A 16,171-nucleotide genomic window follows, 5' to 3' on the forward strand; every position below is an offset into this window, starting at 1 on the left:
CCTCAACCATGGGGACGGCAGAGCTAGGGTGTGGGGCTGAGATGGCCAGCGATTCCTGTGGGGCAGCCCGTGCGTGATTACCTGCTGACGCTCTGTGTCACGGCCGCGGTGACCTATCTGCTCACCGGTCCGGTGCGGAAGTTCGCCATCGCGGCCGGCGCGATGCCGGAGATCCGTGCCCGCGACGTGCACCGAGAACCGACACCGAGGCTCGGTGGCATCGCCATGTTCTTCGGGCTGTGCGCGGGACTGCTCGTCGCGGACCACCTGCCCAACCTCAACAGCGTCTTCGAGCTGTCCAACGAGCCGCGCGCGCTGCTCTCCGGCGCCGCCCTGATCTGGCTGATCGGCGTCCTGGACGACAAGTTCGAGATCGACGCCCTGATCAAGCTCGGCGGCCAGATGATCGCCGCGGGCGTCATGGTCATGCAGGGCCTGACGATCCTGTGGCTGCCCATCCCCGGCATCGGCACGGTGGCGCTGACCCAGTGGCAGGGCACGCTCCTGACCGTCGCCCTGGTGGTCATCACCATCAACGCGGTGAACTTCGTGGACGGCCTCGACGGCCTCGCGGCCGGCATGGTGTGCATCGCCGCCGCCGCGTTCTTCCTGTACGCCTACCGGATCTGGTACGGCTTCACGATCGAGGCCGCCGCCCCGGCGACGCTGTTCGCGGTGATCCTCATGGGCATGTGCCTGGGCTTCCTGCCGCACAACATGCACCCGGCGCGGATCTTCATGGGCGACTCCGGCTCGATGCTCATCGGCCTGGTGCTGGCCGCCTCGGCCATCTCCATCACCGGTCAGGTCGACCCGGACGCGCTGAAGATCTTCGAGGGCTCGACCCGCGAGGCCACGCACGCCGCCCTGCCGGTCTTCATCCCGCTGCTGCTGCCGCTGACGATCATCGCGATCCCGATGGCGGACCTGGTGCTGGCGATCGTGCGCCGGACCTGGAACGGCCAGTCGCCGTTCGCCGCCGACCGCGGGCACCTGCACCACCGGCTGCTGGAGATCGGCCACTCGCACAGCCGGGCGGTGCTGATCATGTACTTCTGGTCGGCGCTCATCGCCTTCGGCACCCTCGCGTACTCGGTGCACTCGGCGTCGATGTGGATCGTGCTGCTGATCGTGGCGCTGAGCGCGATCGGGCTGGTGCTCCTGCTGCTGCCGCGGTTCACCCCCCGCGCCCCGCGCTGGGCGGAGGCCTTCGTCCCGCCGCGCTACCGCCGCCGTACGGTGCGGCTGGCGCCGGCCCCGCCCGGGGGGCCGTCGCCCTCGCACGACGAGGAGCGCGTGCCCGTTCCGGCGGGAGTCAACGGGGCGACCGCCCTCAGTGCCCTTCCCGAGCTCCACGACCGGCGGAAGGCCGGAACGCGCGGTTGACGGAGGTCACGGGTCGGGCCATTACCAGACAAACCGGCCCGCTGTCGCGCACACACGCGCGCGGTCACTCTCATGTGTGAGAGTTGGCACACCTCCGGGTAAAGACCTCATCAAATAGTTTGTGATACCGTTCACGAGACCCGGCGACAGAGCCGAAGGACCGTAGTGCGACGGTTCCGCGGCCCCGAGAGCACGCCTCGGACCGGGATTACGCTCGTCCATGACGACACCACTGCCCCCACCAGCAAGCGGAGATGCCGCCATGCCGTCCAACGACGCCCGCACCCTCCTGCACACCGCCGTACCCACCCTTGCCGTCGGCGCGATCGCGACCGCCGTCAGCGGTGTGGTCGCCGGTGGCAAGGGGGCGATCGGCGCGGTCGTCGGGACGCTCGTGGTCGTCCTCTTCATGGGGATCGGGCTGGTGGTGCTCCAGCGGACGGCCAGGACGCTGCCGCAGCTTTTCCAGGCCATGGGGCTGATGCTCTACACGGCCCAGTTGCTGTTGCTCTTCATCTTCCTCGCCTTGCTCAAGAACACCACGCTGTTCGACTTCAAGGCGTTCGCCTTCACGCTGCTCGCGGCGACCGTCGTCTGGGTCGCGGCCCAGGCCCGCGCCTACATGAAGGCCAAGATCCTTTACGTTGAACCCACGTCCGACAAGGGCACGAAGTCCGAGAAGACGGGGCAGTCGACGTGAGGGGTAGGGCCGGGATAAATGCGCGTTCGCGTTGCTGCTATCGTCCGGTGCCAACTGCGGCACTGCGGGCGCGGGCATCCGAGCTGACGCCTGTCCCAGCGCGAGGCTCGACGCCGAACCGCCGCCCCCCCATCCGTAAGACCAGTCCAGTGCCGACCCGCGGCTGCGTGCCGCGCCGACACAACGAGGTTGCCGTACCTATGCGCCACGCTGAAGGAGCCCGCGGTGAGTGCTGACCAGACGCTTGCCTTCGACGCGAGCTGCCACATCTTCACCCCCTGCGGGTTCCCGGCTCCGGGTCTGCACACGTTCCTGTACGAGCCCATCGCCACCATCGGCGGCTTCGAGTTCACGAAGCCGATGCTGCTGGCCCTGCTGGGCTCGATCGCGATCGTCGCATTCTTCTGGGCCGCCTTCGCCAAGCCGAAGCTGGTCCCGGGCAAGCTTCAGATGGTCGGCGAGGCGGGGTACGACTTCGTGCGCCGCGGGATCGTCTACGAGATCATCGGCAAGAAGGACGGCGAGAAGTACGTCCCCTTCATGGTGTCGCTGTTCTTCTTCGTCTGGATCATGAACCTCTGGTCGATCATTCCGCTCGCCCAGTTCCCGGTCACCTCGCTGATCGCCTTCCCGGCCGGCCTCGCCATCATCGTGTACGTGATGTGGGTCAGCCTGACCTTCAAGAAGCACGGCTTCGTCGGCGGCTGGAAGAACATCCTCGGCTACGACAAGTCCCTCGGCGCGATCCTGCCGCTGATCATGCTGCTCGAGTTCTTCTCGAACCTGATCATCCGGCCCTTCACGCACGCGGTGCGACTCTTCGCGAACATGTTCGCCGGTCACCTGCTGATCGTCATGTTCTCCCTGGCGACCTGGTACCTGATGAACGGCCTCGGTTTCGTCTACGCCGGCGCCTCGTTCGTCATGGTCATCATCATGACGGCCTTCGAGCTCTTCATCCAGGCCGTCCAGGCGTACGTCTTCGTGCTCCTGGCCAGCAGCTACGTCCAGGGCGCGCTCTCCGAGCACCACTGAGCGGGCCTCGGCCCAGCCCAACCCCCTACCAACAGACGTCCGGTGGCCAACCCCCACCGGGTCCTTGAAAGAGAAGGAAGAACCGGCATGTCCGCTCTCGAGACTCTCGCCGCTGTCAACGGAAACGTCGCCTCCATCGGCTACGGTCTGGCCGCGATCGGCCCCGGCGTCGGCGTCGGCATCATCTTCGGTAACGGCACCCAGGCCCTCGCCCGTCAGCCCGAGGCGGCCGGCCTGATCCGTACCAACCAGATCATGGGTTTCGCCTTCTGTGAGGCGCTCGCCCTCATCGGCATCGTCATGGGCTTCGTCTACAAGTAAGCCGGACCGACAGCCCAACCCCTTTCACGGAAGGCACTGATGTGAACGCTCTGTTCCTTGCGGCGGCGGAGGAGCCTCAGAACCCTCTGCTCCCGCATCTCGACGAGCTCGTCATCGGCCTGATCGCCTTCGCCATCGTCTTCGGCTTCCTCGCCAAGAAGCTCCTCCCGAACATCAACAAGGTTCTGGAAGAGCGCCGCGAGAAGATCGAGGGCGGTATCGAAGAGGCCGAGGCGGCCAAGATCGAAGCCCAGAGTGTGCTCGAGCAGTACAAGGCTCAGCTCGCCGAGGCCCGCCACGAGGCCGCGCGGCTGCGTCAGGAGGCGCAGGAGCAGGGCACCGCGATCATCCAGGAGATGAAGGCGGAAGGCCAGCGCCAGCGCGAGGAGATCATCGCCGCCGGCCACGCCCAGATCGAGGCCGACCGCAAGGCCGCGGCGACCGCGCTGCGCCAGGACGTGGGCAAGCTCGCCACCGACCTGGCCGGCAAGCTGGTCGGCGAGTCCCTCGAGGACGTCGCCCGCCAGAGCCGCACCATCGACCGCTTCCTCGACGAGCTCGAGGAGAAGGCCGAGGCCGCCCGATGAACGGAGCGAGCCGCGAGGCACTGGCTGCCGCGCGCGAGCGCCTCGACGCGCTGACCGACAACACGTCGGTCGACGTGGCGAAGCTCGCCGGTGAGCTGGCCGCCGTTACCGCGCTGCTCGACCGCGAGGTGTCGCTGCGTCGGGTCCTGACCGACCCGGCGCAGGCCGGTGAGGCCAAGGCCGAGCTGGCCACGCGACTGCTGAGCGGTCAGGTGGGCGGGGAAGCCGTCGACCTGGTCTCCGGCATGGTCCGGTCCCGCTGGTCGTACTCGCGTGACCTCGTCGACTCCCTCGAGGAGCTGGCGAACACCGCGGACCTCACCGCGGCGCAGCAGACCGGCGCGCTCGACGACGTCGAGGACGAGCTGTTCCGGTTCGGCCGGATCGTCTCGTCCAGCACGGAGCTGCGGGCCGCGCTGACCGACAAGGCGGCCACCACGTCCGCCAAGAGCGAGCTGCTGCGCAGCCTGCTCGGCGGCAAGGCGAACCCCGCCACGGAGCGGCTGATCGTCCGTCTCGTGACCCAGCCCCGGGGACGTAGCCTGGAGGCGGGACTCGACTCCCTGTCCAAGCTCGCCGCGGCGCGCCGGGACCGGATGGTCGCGGTCGTCACCTCGGCGGTGCCGCTGAGCGACCAGCAGAAGCAGCGCCTCGGCGCCGTGCTGGCCAAGCTGTACGGCCGCCAGATGCACCTGAACCTGGACGTGGACCCCACGGTCCTCGGCGGGATCTCGGTGCGGGTCGGCGACGAGGTCGTCAACGGCACCGTCGCCAGTCGTCTCGACGAGGCGGCCCGGCGACTCGCCGGCTGACCAGCACAACCCAAAAAGCGTTACCTACGGCCCGGTTGGGCCGTGCAGAGGATGCAGAAGTTCTGGGGGGAGCCCCCAGATCCCCCAAAGATACTTCGGGCCCAACAAGGAGAGCAGGGAACCCAGATGGCGGAGCTCACGATCCGGCCGGAGGAGATCCGGGACGCGCTGGAGAACTTTGTCCAGTCGTACAAGCCGGACGCGGCCTCGCGCGAGGAGGTCGGTACGGTCAGCCTTGCCGGCGACGGCATCGCGAAGGTCGAGGGTCTGCCCTCGACCATGGCGAACGAGCTGCTGAAGTTCGAGGACGGCACCCTCGGCCTCGCCCTCAACCTCGAGGAGCGCGAGATCGGTGCCATTGTCCTCGGTGAGTTCAGCGGCATCGAGGAGGGCCAGCCGGTCACCCGCACCGGCGAGGTCCTGTCCGTCGCTGTCGGCGAGGGCTACCTGGGCCGGGTCGTCGACCCGCTCGGCAACCCGATCGACGGTCTCGGCGAGATCGCGACCGAGGGCCGCCGCGCCCTCGAACTGCAGGCACCCACGGTCATGCAGCGCAAGTCGGTGCACGAGCCGATGGAGACCGGCTACAAGGCCGTCGACGCCATGACCCCGATCGGCCGTGGTCAGCGTCAGCTGATCATCGGTGACCGTCAGACCGGCAAGACCGCCCTGGCCGTCGACACGATCATCAACCAGCGCGACAACTGGCGCTCGGGCGACCCGAAGAAGCAGGTCCGCTGCATCTACGTCGCCATCGGCCAGAAGGGCTCCACCATCGCGTCCGTGCGCGGCGCGCTGGAGGAGGCCGGTGCCCTGGAGTACACGACCATCGTCGCCGCCCCGGCGTCCGACCCGGCCGGCTTCAAGTACCTGGCGCCCTACACCGGCTCCGCCATCGGTCAGCACTGGATGTACCAGGGCAAGCACGTCCTGATCATCTTCGACGACCTGTCGAAGCAGGCCGACGCCTACCGTGCCGTCTCCCTGCTGCTGCGCCGCCCGCCGGGCCGCGAGGCCTACCCGGGTGACGTCTTCTACCTGCACTCGCGTCTGCTGGAGCGCTGCGCCAAGCTCTCCGACGACATGGGCGCCGGCTCGATGACCGGTCTGCCGATCGTCGAGACCAAGGCCAACGACGTCTCGGCGTTCATCCCGACCAACGTCATCTCCATCACCGACGGCCAGTGCTTCCTGGAGTCCGACCTGTTCAACGCCGGCCAGCGTCCGGCCCTGAACGTCGGTATCTCGGTCTCCCGTGTCGGTGGCTCCGCCCAGCACAAGGCGATGCGCCAGGTCTCCGGCCGGCTGCGCGTGGACCTCGCCCAGTTCCGTGAGCTGGAGGCGTTCGCCGCCTTCGGTTCCGACCTGGACGCCGCGTCGAAGGCCTCGCTGGAGCGCGGTAAGCGGATGGTCGAGCTGCTGAAGCAGCCGCAGTACCAGCCGATGCCGACCGAGAACCAGGTCGTCTCCGTCTGGGCCGGCACCACCGGCAAGATGGACGACGTCCCGGTCGCGGACATCCGCCGCTTCGAGACCGAGCTGCTGGACTTCCTTAACCGGGAGCACAAGCCGCTGATGACCTCGATCCGCGAGGGCGCGAAGATGTCGGACGACACCCTCACCGCCGTCGCCGACGCCATCGCCGCGTTCAAGAAGCAGTTCGAGACCTCGGACGGGAAGCTGCTGGCCGAGGACGCCCCGGCCGCCGCCAACGTCTCGAAGTGACGACGGAAGGGACCTGACTCATGGGAGCGCAGCTCCGGGTCTACAAGCGTCGCATCAAATCCGTCACGGCGACCAAGAAGATCACCAAGGCGATGGAGATGATCGCCGCCTCGCGCATCGTCAAGGCGCAGCGCAAGGTGGCGGCCTCGACGCCGTACGCGACCGAGCTCATCCGCGCGGTCACCGCGGTGGCCACCGGGTCGAACACCAACCACCCGCTGACCACCGAGACGGACACCCCGACGCGGGCCGCGGTCCTGCTCATCACGAGCGACCGCGGTCTGGCCGGCGGCTACTCGTCCAACGCCATCAAGGCGGCGGACCAGCTCACCGCGCGGCTGCGTGGCGAGGGCAAGGAGGTCGACACGTACATCGTCGGCCGCAAGGGTGTCGCCTACTACGGCTTCCGCGAGCGCAAGGTCGCGGAGTCGTGGACCGGCTTCACCGACAGCCCGAGCTACGCGGACGCCAAGGCCGTCGCCGCGCCCCTCATCCAGGCCGTCACCACGGAGACGGCCGAGGGCGGGGTCGACGAGCTGCACATCGTCTTCACGGAATTCGTGTCGATGATGACGCAGACGCCCGTGCAGAACCGGATGCTCCCGCTCAGCCTGGAGAAGGCGGCGGAGGAGACGGGGAGCAAGGGCGAGATCCTTCCGCTGTTCGACTTCGAGCCGTCGGCCGAGGACGTCCTCGACGCCCTGCTGCCGCGGTACGTCGAGAGCCGTGTCTACAACGCACTGCTGCAGGCCGCCGCTTCCGAGCACGCCGCCCGCCGCCGCGCGATGAAGTCGGCGACCGACAACGCCGGAGACCTGATCAACAGCCTCTCCCGGCTTGCCAACGCGGCCCGCCAGGCCGAAATCACCCAGGAAATCAGCGAGATCGTCGGTGGCGCGAGCGCCCTGGCCGACGCGACCGCGGGGAGTGACAAGTAATGACCACCACTGTTGAGACGGCCACGGCGACGGGCCGCGTCGCGCGGGTCATCGGCCCGGTCGTCGACGTGGAGTTCCCCGTCGACGCGATGCCGGAGATCTACAACGCGCTGCACGTCGAGGTTGCCGACCCGGCCGAGGACGGCAAGAAGAAGACGCTGACCCTGGAGGTCGCCCAGCACCTGGGTGACGGCCTGGTCCGCACCATCTCGATGCAGCCCACCGACGGTCTGGTCCGCCAGGCCGCGGTGACCGACACGGGCAACGGCATCACGGTGCCGGTCGGCGACTTCACCAAGGGCAAGGTGTTCAACACCCTCGGTGAGGTGCTGAACCACCCCGAGGAGAACGCCAACGTCGGTGAGCGCTGGCCGATCCACCGCAAGGCCCCCGCCTTCGACCAGCTCGAGTCCAAGACCGAGATGTTCGAGACCGGTCTGAAGGTCGTCGACCTTCTCACCCCGTACGTCAAGGGTGGAAAGATCGGTCTGTTCGGTGGTGCCGGTGTCGGCAAGACCGTGCTGATCCAGGAAATGATCATGCGTGTCGCCAACCTCCACGAAGGCGTCTCCGTCTTCGCGGGCGTCGGCGAGCGCACCCGTGAGGGCAACGACCTCATCGCGGAGATGGAAGAGTCCGGCGTTCTGGACAAGACCGCCCTGGTCTTCGGCCAGATGGACGAGCCCCCGGGCACCCGTCTGCGCGTCGCCCTGGCCGGTCTGACCATGGCGGAGTACTTCCGCGATGTGCAGAAGCAGGACGTGCTCTTCTTCATCGACAACATCTTCCGGTTCACCCAGGCCGGTTCCGAGGTGTCCACCCTGCTCGGCCGTATGCCGTCCGCGGTGGGTTACCAGCCGAACCTGGCGGACGAGATGGGTCAGCTCCAGGAGCGCATCACCTCGACGCGTGGTCACTCGATCACCTCGATGCAGGCGATCTACGTCCCCGCGGACGACCTGACCGACCCGGCCCCGGCCACCACCTTCGCCCACCTCGACGCGACGACGGTTCTCTCCCGTCCGATCTCCGAGAAGGGCATCTACCCGGCCGTGGACCCGCTGGACTCCACGTCCCGGATCCTGGACCCGCGCTACATCGCGCAGGACCACTACGAGGCCGCCATGCGCGTCAAGGGGATCCTCCAGAAGTACAAGGACCTCCAGGACATCATCGCGATCCTCGGTATCGACGAGCTGGGCGAGGAGGACAAGCTCGTTGTCCACCGTGCCCGTCGCGTCGAGCGCTTCCTGTCCCAGAACACCCACGCCGCCAAGCAGTTCACCGGCGTGGACGGCTCGGACGTGCCGCTCGACGAGTCGATCGCCGCGTTCAACGCGATCTGCGACGGTGAGTACGACCACTTCCCCGAGCAGGCCTTCTTCATGTGCGGTGGTCTCGAGGACCTCAAGAAGAACGCCAAGGAGCTCGGCGTCTCCTGAGTCCCGTGACTCGTGAAGGGGGGCGGGTCCGTCCCGCCCCCCTTCGTACGCCCCCCGTTTGACCGAGGGGCCCGGCGATCCGTCGCCGGGCGCCCTACTAGACTTATGACCCAACACCCGGCACACGCCGGGTGGTGACCCGAGGAGCCACCCTTGGCTGCTGAGCTGCACGTCGAGCTGGTCGCCGCGGACCGGAGTGTCTGGTCCGGCGAGGCCACCCTGGTCATCGCGCGCACCACGTCCGGCGACATCGGCGTCATGCCCGGCCACCAGCCGCTGCTCGGTGTGCTGGAGTCGGGCCCGGTGACCATCCGTACGAGTGAGGGCGGGACTGTCGTCGCCGCCGTGCACGGCGGTTTCATCACCTTCGCGGACAACAAGCTGTCGCTGCTCGCCGAGATCGCCGAGCTGGCGGACGAGATCGACCCCCAGCGCGCCGAGCGTGCGCTGGAGCGCGCGAAGGCCGAGTCGGACGCCGCCGCCGAGCGGCGCGCCGGCGTCCGGCTGCGCGCGGTAGCGGTGCGCTAGCGCAGCGCGCCGACAGTTGTGCCCTCAGCCGCGGTCCGGTCTGGAATCATCCAGAACGTGCCGCGGCTGAGGTCGATGCAGGTGCAGGTTGTACTTCGTTGAACGAACGATGCGAGGAGGTCGGTGGAGATGTTCCTCGCTCTGCTGGTGAGCGCCCTGGTCGTCGCGCTGGTGGTGATCGGGCTCTTCGTTTTCGGACTGCGCCGCCGGCTGATCCAGCGGTCCGGCGGCACCTTCGACTGCAGCCTGCGCTGGCACGTGCCGGACGACGGTGACCTTCCCCCTCGCTCCGCCGGGGGGACCCCCACCGGCAAGGGCTGGGTGTACGGCGTCGCCCGCTACAGCGGCGACCGGGTCGCCTGGTTCCGGGTCTTCTCCTACGCCCCCCGCCCCCGCCGCGTCCTGGAGCGGTCCGGCATCGAGGTGCTGGCGCGCCGGATGCCCGAGGGCGAGGAGGAGCTGGCGCTGCTGTCGGACTCGGTGGTGCTGGGCTGTCTGCACCACGGGCACCGGCTGGAACTGGCGATGAGCGAGGACGCGCTCACCGGCTTCCTCGCCTGGCTGGAGGCCGCGCCTCCCGGCCAGCGGGTCAATGTCGCCTGACGGGCATCCGCGGGAGGCTTCGCGACGCGGGGCCTCGGGCGAGGCCCCCCGGACGGTCCGGTCCGGTGCGGGTGTGGACGTCCCCCGGGTGGGGGCGGGCGAGTGCCATGTGTGGATCGCCGACGCCGTGCGCGAACCGTCGCCGTCCCTGCTGGAGCTCCTCGACGCCCGGGAGCGGTCGCGGTACGGGGCCTTCGTGCGCGCGGCGGACCGCGCGCTGTACCTGACCGCGCACGCGCTGCTGCGGGAGCTGGTGGCGGCGCAGCTCGGGACCGCGCCGGGTGAGGTGCGGTTCGTCCACGAGTGCCGGCACTGCGACCGGCCGGAGCCGCACGGCAAGCCCCGGGTGGCCGGTTCCTCGCTGGAGCCGTCGCTGTCGCACTCGGGGGAGCGGGTCGCGGTCGCGCTGTCGCTGGCCGGGCCGGTCGGTGTCGATCTGGAGGAGGTCGCGGAGGACGGCCGGGCGGCGGAGCTCGCGCCGGTGGTCCTGGCGCCGGCCGAGCGGGCCTGGCTGGAGCGGCTGCCGGCCGCGGAGCGGACACCGGGTTTCGTCCGCTACTGGGCGCGGAAGGAAGCGGTGCTCAAGGCGACCGGCGACGGGCTGACGGTGCCCCCCGCGCTGCTGACGGTGAGCGCGCCGGACGCGCCGGCCGCGCTGCTGGAGTGGCGGGAACGCGAAGAGCCGCACCCGCCGGTGCGGCTCCATGACGTCGACGCGGGTGACGGCTACCGGGCAGCGGTCGCCGTCCTGGGGGAGGAATGCCGTGTGGTGCGGCACGAGACGGGGTACGGCGGGGACGGCGTCCTGCGCCGTCCCCGCCGCGGGTGACTACTTCAGTCCGCTGTCGATGGCGCTCACGAGCTCGCCGCCCGCGGTGTCGCCGCTGAACTCCCAGAAGAAGGCTCCGCCCAGGCCCTGGTTCTTCGCCCAGCCCATCTTGGACGTGACGGTGGCCGGGGTGTCGTAGCTCCACCAGTTGGTGCCGCAGTGGGCGTACGCCGTGCCGGCGACCGTCCCGTTGGCGGGGCAGCTGTTCTTCAGGACCTTGTAGTCCTCGATGCCCTGCTCGTACGTGCCCTGCGCCGGGCCCGTGGCGGTGCCGCCCGGCTCCTTCTGCGTCACGCCGGTCCAGCCGCGGCCGTAGAAGCCGATGCCGAGGAGCAGCTTGGCGGACGGCACGCCCTTGGCCTTGAACTTGGCGATCGCCTCGGCGGAGTTGAAGCCCGCCTGGGGGATGCCCGGGTACGAGGTGAGCGGGGAGTGCGGGGCCGTCGGGCCCTTCGCCGCCCAGGCGCCGAAGAAGTCGTACGTCATCACGTTGTACCAGTCGAGGTACTGCGCGGCGCCGCCGTAGTCCGCGGCGTCGATCTTGCCGCCGGAGGAGGCGTCGGCGGTGACGGCCGCGGTGACCAGGTTGCCGGTGCCGAACTTGGCGCGCATGGCCTGCATCATGTTCTTGAAGGCCGCCGGGCCGCTGGTGTCACAGGACAGGCCGCAGGCGTTGGGGTACTCCCAGTCCAGGTCGATGCCGTCGAAGACATCGGCCCAGCGCGGGTCCTCGACCAGGTCGTAGCACGACTGGGCGAAGGCGGCCGGGTTCTGCACGGCCTGGCCGAAGCCACCGGACCAGGTCCAGCCGCCGAAGGACCACAGCACCTTGATGTGCGGGTACTGGGCCTTGAGCTTGCGCAACTGGTTGAAGTTGCCGCGCAGCGGCTGGTCCCAGGTGTCGGCCTTGCCGTCGACGGACTGATCGGCGGTGTAGGCCTTGTCGTAGTCGGCGTAGGAGTCGCCGATGGTGCACTTGCCGTTCTGGACGTTGCCGAAGGCGTAGTTGATGTGCGTGATCTTCTGCGCCGAGCCGGAGGTCACCAGGTTCTTGACGTGGTAGTTGCGGCCGTAGACGCCCCAGTTGGTGAAGTAGCCGAGCTTGACGGCCGAGCCGGGGCCGGGGCCCGGGTCCGTGCCGCCGCCGGTGGTGCGCACGGCGCGGGCGCCGCTGACCGGTCCGGTCTGGTCGGCGGTGTCACGCGCCTGGACGGTGTACGAGTAGTCGGTGCCGGCCGTCAGGGCGGTGTCGGCGTACGTCGTGCCGGTGACCGTGGCGACCTTGGCGCCGTCGCGGAGGACGTCGTAGTTCTTGACGCCCTTGTCGTCGGTTGCGGCGGCCCACGAGAGCTTGACCGAGGTGTTGGTGATGTCGGACGCGGACGGGGTGCCGGGCGCGGAGGGCGGGTTGTCCCCGGGCACGGTGGGGCCACCGTCGCAGGAGCCGCCGTTGAGCTTGCAGCCGGTGGGGGATCCGGTGCCGGTCCCGTTGAACCCGAAGGAGACGGAGGCGCCGGGGGCGAGGGTGCCGTTCCAGCCGACGTTCTTGGCGGTCCAGTGGGTGCCGCTGCCGGTGACGGTGGCGTCCCAGGCGGAGGTGACGGACGTGCCGGAGGGGAAGTCCCACTCGACGGTCCAGGACGAGAGCGTGGTGGTGCCGGTGTTCTTCACCGTCCACCGGCCCTCGAAGCCCGACCCCCAGTCGGAGGCCTTGGTGTACGAGGCGGTCGCCGAGGTGGCGGCCTGGGCGGGGGAGGCGAGGCCGACCATGGCGGCCAGCGGGAGCAGCAGGGCGGTGAGTCCGGCCGTGGCTCTGGCACGGAACCTCGTTCTGCGCGGAAGTGCTTGAGTGCTCAACGGTGCTCCTCAAGTTGCGGGACGGACAACGGTGGGGGTCCGTGAAAGGTGCGCGCCGTGAGCGTAGGAAGGTCTGGACCAATCGTCAATAGGTCCAGACCATAGGTGTACCGGGCCGAGCCTCGCCCCGGTCAGACCCCCAGCTCCTGGGCGAGCACCGCGGCCTGCACCCGGCTGCGCAGCCCCAACTTGCCCAGCAGGCGGCTGACATGGGTCTTCACCGTCGCCTCCGCCATCTCCAGCCGCACCGCGATCTGCGCGTTCGACAGCCCCTCGCCCAGGCACGAGAGGACCTCCCGCTCCCGCCGGGTCAGCACATCCAGTACGGCCGGATCGGGCGCGTCCGGCGCGCGCACCCGGCCGGCCGGGGCCGCGAACTCCGCGATCAGCCGGCGGGTCACCGCCGGGGCGATCAGGCCCTCGCCACGGGCCACCGTCCGTACCGCCCCGATCAGGTCCCCGGCCTCCGTGTTCTTCAGCAGGAACCCGGCCGCCCCCGCGCGCAGCGCCCCGAAGACGTACTCGTCCAGGTCGAACGTGGTCAGGACCAGGACGTCGGCGAGGCGCTCGCCCACCACCCGGCGCGTCGCCGAGACCCCGTCCAGCCGGGGCATCTGAATGTCCATCAGCACCAGGTCCGGGCGCAGCTCCCGCGCCAGCCGCACCGCCTCCTCGCCGTCCCCCGCCTCCCCGACCACCTCGATGTCGGGCGCACTGCCCAGGATCAGCACCAGTCCGGCGCGCACCGCGCGCTGGTCCTCGGCCACGAGCACCCGCACCCGGGCGGCTCCGGCCGTGCTTCCCGTACCGCGTTCCGTCATGCGTCCGGTCATGCCGACGGCTCCCTGTCGTCCTCCGCCACGGGCAGCTCCGCCCGTACCCGCCAGATCTTCCCCGTCCCGTCCCCCGGCGCCGGCGCCGGGCCCGCCGCGAACACCCCGCCCAGCAGCGCGATCCGCTCCCGCATCCCCACCAGACCGGCCCCCGACCCGGGCGCGCGGGGGCCGGGCCGGGCGCCGAAGGGGCTGGTCACCTCGACGGTCAGCCCCGGGGCGGCGGAGGTCAGCGTGACGGTCACCTCGCCCCCGTCCGCGTGCTTGAGCGTGTTCGTCAGCGACTCCTGGACGATCCGGTACGCGGCCAGCTCGACGGGCGCGGGGAGCCGGCCGTCCGGGGCCCGGTCGTCGGTGAGCCGGAAGGTCAGACCGCTCGCCGCACCGTTCACCCGGGCCTGCCGCACCAGGGCGTCGAGGCCGTCCAGGGTCGGTGCGGCGGCCGGCTCGTCATGGCCGCTGGTGTCCCGCAGCAGGCCGATCAGGCGGCGCATTTCGGCCAGGCCGTCGACGCTGTTCTCCCGGATGACGCCCAGCGCCTCCCGGGACGTCCCGGGGTCGTCGATGGAGAGCGCGGCGGTGGAGTGGATGGCGATCGCGGACAGGTGGTTGGCCACCATGTCGTGCAGCTCGCGGGCCATCCGGGACCGCTCGGCGATCACCGCCTGCCGGCGGTCCATCTCCGCCAGCAGCGCGGTCTGCTCCGCCCGCAGCCGGGCCGTGTCGGCGGCCAGGCGGTGATTGCGGACGACGGCGCCGGTGATGGCCGGGAAGAACGTGATCAGTGCCGTGACCACCCCGATCAGCAGCGCCTCCGGAGTGCGGTACCAGGCCAGGAAGCCGAGCGTCACCGCGATGGTGATCAGCCCGCTGGTGACCGGGATCCACCGGACGGAGGCGGGGGGCCCGTACACCACGGCCGCGTACACGATGTCGGCGAACATCACGACCGTCATCAGGTCGCCCCGGGTGAACTGGTCCGCGACGACGGCCACCGTCCCGGCGAGCAGGGCGGTGCGCGGCATGGTGCGGCGCACCAGCGCCAGCGCGGTCATCACCAGGAGGGGGACCAGGACCACCGGGTCGCCCGGCAGCCCGGTGTCCCGCGTCCCGCGCGTGTAGAGCCCGAACCACCACAGCAGCACACCGCAGGCCAGCCCGGCGGCGGCGATCAGCACGTCGTCGCGATGCGTACGGGGAAACGTCACACGCCCATCCAACATGCCGCCCCCGCCGGTGACGTCACCGCGCGGTCGGAGCGCCGCTACATCGAAGGATGCAGTCCCGGTTCGTCACCGGCGACGACGAAACGGCCGCCCGCCGCCGGAAGGCTGGAGGGGTACCGAAGGGAGAGTGCCGTGGTCGTCGCGCTCATCGTCATCTGCGAGGTCGGCTTCTGGGTGTTGCTGGCCGCCGGACTGGCCGTCCGCTACCTGCTGCGGATGCCCCGCACGGGCGCGGCGCTGCTGCTGGGCGAACCGCTGCTGGAGGTCGTCCTGCTGGTCGTCACCGCGATGGACCTGAAGAACGGCGCCGACCCGAGCGCCGAGCACGGGCTGGCCGCGCTGTACATCGGGTACACCGTCGGCCACGGTCACCGCACGGTGAAGTGGCTCGACGGCCATGCCGCCCACCGCCTGGCGGGCGGCCCCCGCCCGGTGGGCCCGCCCCGTTACGGCATGGCCCGCGCCCGTCACGAGGGCCGCCTCTGGCTGGGCACGCTCATCGGGGCGGTGGTCGCCACGGGGCTGCTGTGGCTGGCGGTGCTGTACGTGGACGACCCGGGCCGCACCGGTCCGCTGGAGAACTGGACCGGCGTGGCGTGGCGGGCGGCCGGGATCCACGGGCTGATCGCCCTCTCGTACGCGGTCTGGCCCCGGAAGGCGCCGGCGCCCGAGCCGGAGCCAGGCCGCGGCGGACCGGCCCGCGTGGACCGCCGCTAGGCCGCCGCCGGCCGCCGCTAGGCCGCGGCCGCCGCCGGCCGCCGGCCCGGGTCAGCGCTCGCCGCCCGGGACCCACAGGACGTCGCCGATCTCCTTGTTGGCCGTCCTGGCCAGGATGAACAGCAGGTCCGAGAGCCGGTTGAGGTACGTCGCCGTCAGGGCGTTCATCGTGTCGCCGTGCACCTCCAGCGCCGCCCACGTCGAGCGCTCGGCCCGCCGCACCACCGTGCAGGCCTGGTGCAGCAAGGCCGCGCCCGGGGTTCCGCCCGGGAGGATGAAGGAGCGGAGCTTCTCCAGGTCCTCCAGGAACCGGTCGCAGTCGGCCTCCAGCTTGTCGACGTAACTCTGCTCCACCCGCAGCGGCGGGTACTGCGGGTCCGGGACCACCGGCGTCGACAGGTCGGCGCCCACGTCGAACAGGTCGTTCTGGACCCGGACGAGGACCTTGACGACCTCCTGGTCCAGGCCGCCCAGCGCGATCGCGGTGCCGATCACCGCGTTGGCCTCGTTGGCGTCGGCGTACGCCGCGATCCGCAGGTCCGTCTTGGCCGTGCGGCTCATGTCGCCGAGTGCCGTCGTGCCCTTGTCGCCGGTGCGGGTGTAGATGCGCGTCAGATTGACCATACGGCCAC

Annotated in this window: 17 protein-coding genes; 13 read left to right on the forward strand and 4 right to left on the reverse strand. The window is 70.1% G+C overall.

The window, feature by feature from the left end; all coding sequences use genetic code 11:
* The first annotated feature begins 69 nt into the window (after nt 1-69).
* The 12 genes from ACZ7LK_RS09665 to ACZ7LK_RS09720 all read left to right on the forward strand — a co-directional run bounded on the left by ACZ7LK_RS09665 (nt 70) and on the right by ACZ7LK_RS09720 (nt 10,906).
* Entirely contained in the window at nt 70-1,386 is a 1,317-nt protein-coding gene (locus ACZ7LK_RS09665; protein ID WP_392272006.1) for an MraY family glycosyltransferase, read from the forward strand.
* A gap of 262 nt (nt 1,387-1,648) precedes the next feature.
* Nucleotides 1,649-2,086: a hypothetical protein gene (locus ACZ7LK_RS09670; protein ID WP_469463009.1), complete on the forward strand. Its 438-nt coding sequence runs from the start codon at nt 1,649-1,651 to the stop codon at nt 2,084-2,086.
* A gap of 225 nt (nt 2,087-2,311) precedes the next feature.
* Nucleotides 2,312-3,121 (forward strand): F0F1 ATP synthase subunit A, encoded by an 810-nt coding sequence (gene atpB, locus ACZ7LK_RS09675; protein ID WP_392272004.1) that lies wholly within the window; start codon nt 2,312-2,314, stop codon nt 3,119-3,121.
* Between the two features lie 87 nt (nt 3,122-3,208).
* Complete coding sequence (atpE, locus tag ACZ7LK_RS09680; RefSeq protein WP_010474382.1) at nt 3,209-3,442, forward strand: ATP synthase F0 subunit C; 234 nt, start codon at nt 3,209-3,211, stop codon at nt 3,440-3,442.
* Nucleotides 3,443-3,483: 41 nt separating this feature from the next.
* Nucleotides 3,484-4,029 carry a F0F1 ATP synthase subunit B gene (locus ACZ7LK_RS09685; protein WP_392272003.1) on the forward strand — a complete coding sequence of 182 codons (546 nt, stop codon included), beginning with the start codon at nt 3,484-3,486 and terminating at the stop codon, nt 4,027-4,029.
* Nucleotides 4,026-4,841, forward strand: coding sequence for a F0F1 ATP synthase subunit delta (locus ACZ7LK_RS09690; RefSeq protein WP_392272002.1), 816 nt, complete (start codon nt 4,026-4,028; stop codon nt 4,839-4,841). The genes ACZ7LK_RS09685 and ACZ7LK_RS09690 overlap by 4 nt, the downstream gene beginning before the upstream one ends.
* Before the next feature lie 126 nt (nt 4,842-4,967).
* Complete coding sequence (gene atpA / locus ACZ7LK_RS09695) at nt 4,968-6,566, forward strand: F0F1 ATP synthase subunit alpha (protein WP_392272001.1); 1,599 nt, start codon at nt 4,968-4,970, stop codon at nt 6,564-6,566.
* A 20-nt stretch (nt 6,567-6,586) separates the two neighbouring features.
* A complete protein-coding gene (locus ACZ7LK_RS09700; protein WP_392272000.1) occupies nt 6,587-7,504 on the forward strand; it encodes a F0F1 ATP synthase subunit gamma in 918 nt (305 codons plus the stop codon).
* Nucleotides 7,504-8,946, forward strand: a complete 1,443-nt coding sequence (gene atpD, locus ACZ7LK_RS09705; RefSeq protein ID WP_392271999.1) for a F0F1 ATP synthase subunit beta — start codon at nt 7,504-7,506, stop codon at nt 8,944-8,946. Before ACZ7LK_RS09700 ends, atpD begins: the two co-directional genes overlap by 1 nt.
* A gap of 153 nt (nt 8,947-9,099) precedes the next feature.
* Nucleotides 9,100-9,474 (forward strand): F0F1 ATP synthase subunit epsilon, encoded by a 375-nt coding sequence (locus tag ACZ7LK_RS09710; protein WP_392222507.1) that lies wholly within the window; start codon nt 9,100-9,102, stop codon nt 9,472-9,474.
* Nucleotides 9,475-9,603: 129 nt separating this feature from the next.
* Complete coding sequence (locus ACZ7LK_RS09715; protein WP_392271998.1) at nt 9,604-10,077, forward strand: DUF2550 domain-containing protein; 474 nt, start codon at nt 9,604-9,606, stop codon at nt 10,075-10,077.
* Nucleotides 10,078-10,150: 73 nt separating this feature from the next.
* Nucleotides 10,151-10,906: a 4'-phosphopantetheinyl transferase family protein gene (locus ACZ7LK_RS09720; protein WP_471139364.1), complete on the forward strand. Its 756-nt coding sequence runs from the start codon at nt 10,151-10,153 to the stop codon at nt 10,904-10,906.
* Here the strand turns inward: ACZ7LK_RS09720 and ACZ7LK_RS09725 are convergent, their stop codons facing one another.
* The 3 genes from ACZ7LK_RS09725 to ACZ7LK_RS09735 form a co-directional block, all read right to left on the reverse strand.
* A complete protein-coding gene (locus tag ACZ7LK_RS09725) occupies nt 10,907-12,763 on the reverse strand; it encodes a glycosyl hydrolase family 18 protein (protein ID WP_392271996.1) in 1,857 nt (618 codons plus the stop codon). It abuts the gene before it with no gap.
* Nucleotides 12,764-12,894: 131 nt separating this feature from the next.
* The gene (locus tag ACZ7LK_RS09730; RefSeq protein ID WP_392271995.1) at nt 12,895-13,596 is read right to left on the reverse strand and encodes a response regulator; all 702 of its coding nucleotides are present in this window, start codon (nt 13,594-13,596) and stop codon (nt 12,895-12,897) included.
* On the reverse strand, nt 13,593-14,804 hold the full coding sequence (locus tag ACZ7LK_RS09735; RefSeq protein ID WP_392271994.1) for a sensor histidine kinase: 1,212 nt from the start codon (nt 14,802-14,804) through the stop codon (nt 13,593-13,595). Before ACZ7LK_RS09735 ends, ACZ7LK_RS09730 begins: the two co-directional genes overlap by 4 nt.
* A gap of 150 nt (nt 14,805-14,954) precedes the next feature.
* Between ACZ7LK_RS09735 and ACZ7LK_RS09740 the strand changes: the two genes are divergently transcribed.
* Nucleotides 14,955-15,539 (forward strand): hypothetical protein, encoded by a 585-nt coding sequence (locus ACZ7LK_RS09740; protein WP_392271993.1) that lies wholly within the window; start codon nt 14,955-14,957, stop codon nt 15,537-15,539.
* Between the two features lie 51 nt (nt 15,540-15,590).
* On the opposite strand, the gene ACZ7LK_RS09745 is transcribed toward ACZ7LK_RS09740, so the two are convergent.
* A complete protein-coding gene (locus tag ACZ7LK_RS09745; protein ID WP_392271992.1) occupies nt 15,591-16,163 on the reverse strand; it encodes a cob(I)yrinic acid a,c-diamide adenosyltransferase in 573 nt (190 codons plus the stop codon).
* Nucleotides 16,164-16,171: the final 8 nt, after the last annotated feature.

It is taken from the genome of Streptomyces sp. NPDC039423 (genome assembly GCF_055598725.1).

Bases quoted from the DNA above. Each gene is read 5' to 3' on its own strand.
- ACZ7LK_RS09690 (WP_392272002.1), top strand. From the start codon at position 4,026: ATGAACGGAGCGAGCCGCGAGGCACTGGCTGCCGCGCGCGAGCGCCTC.
- ACZ7LK_RS09745 (WP_392271992.1), bottom strand. From the start codon at position 16,163: ATGGTCAATCTGACGCGCATCTACACCCGCACCGGCGACAAGGGCACG.
- ACZ7LK_RS09730 (WP_392271995.1), bottom strand. From the start codon at position 13,596: ATGACCGGACGCATGACGGAACGCGGTACGGGAAGCACGGCCGGAGCC.
- ACZ7LK_RS09715 (WP_392271998.1), top strand. From the start codon at position 9,604: ATGTTCCTCGCTCTGCTGGTGAGCGCCCTGGTCGTCGCGCTGGTGGTG.
- atpE (WP_010474382.1), top strand. From the start codon at position 3,209: ATGTCCGCTCTCGAGACTCTCGCCGCTGTCAACGGAAACGTCGCCTCC.
- ACZ7LK_RS09670 (WP_469463009.1), top strand. From the start codon at position 1,649: ATGCCGTCCAACGACGCCCGCACCCTCCTGCACACCGCCGTACCCACC.
- ACZ7LK_RS09700 (WP_392272000.1), top strand. From the start codon at position 6,587: ATGGGAGCGCAGCTCCGGGTCTACAAGCGTCGCATCAAATCCGTCACG.
- atpD (WP_392271999.1), top strand. From the start codon at position 7,504: ATGACCACCACTGTTGAGACGGCCACGGCGACGGGCCGCGTCGCGCGG.
- atpA (WP_392272001.1), top strand. From the start codon at position 4,968: ATGGCGGAGCTCACGATCCGGCCGGAGGAGATCCGGGACGCGCTGGAG.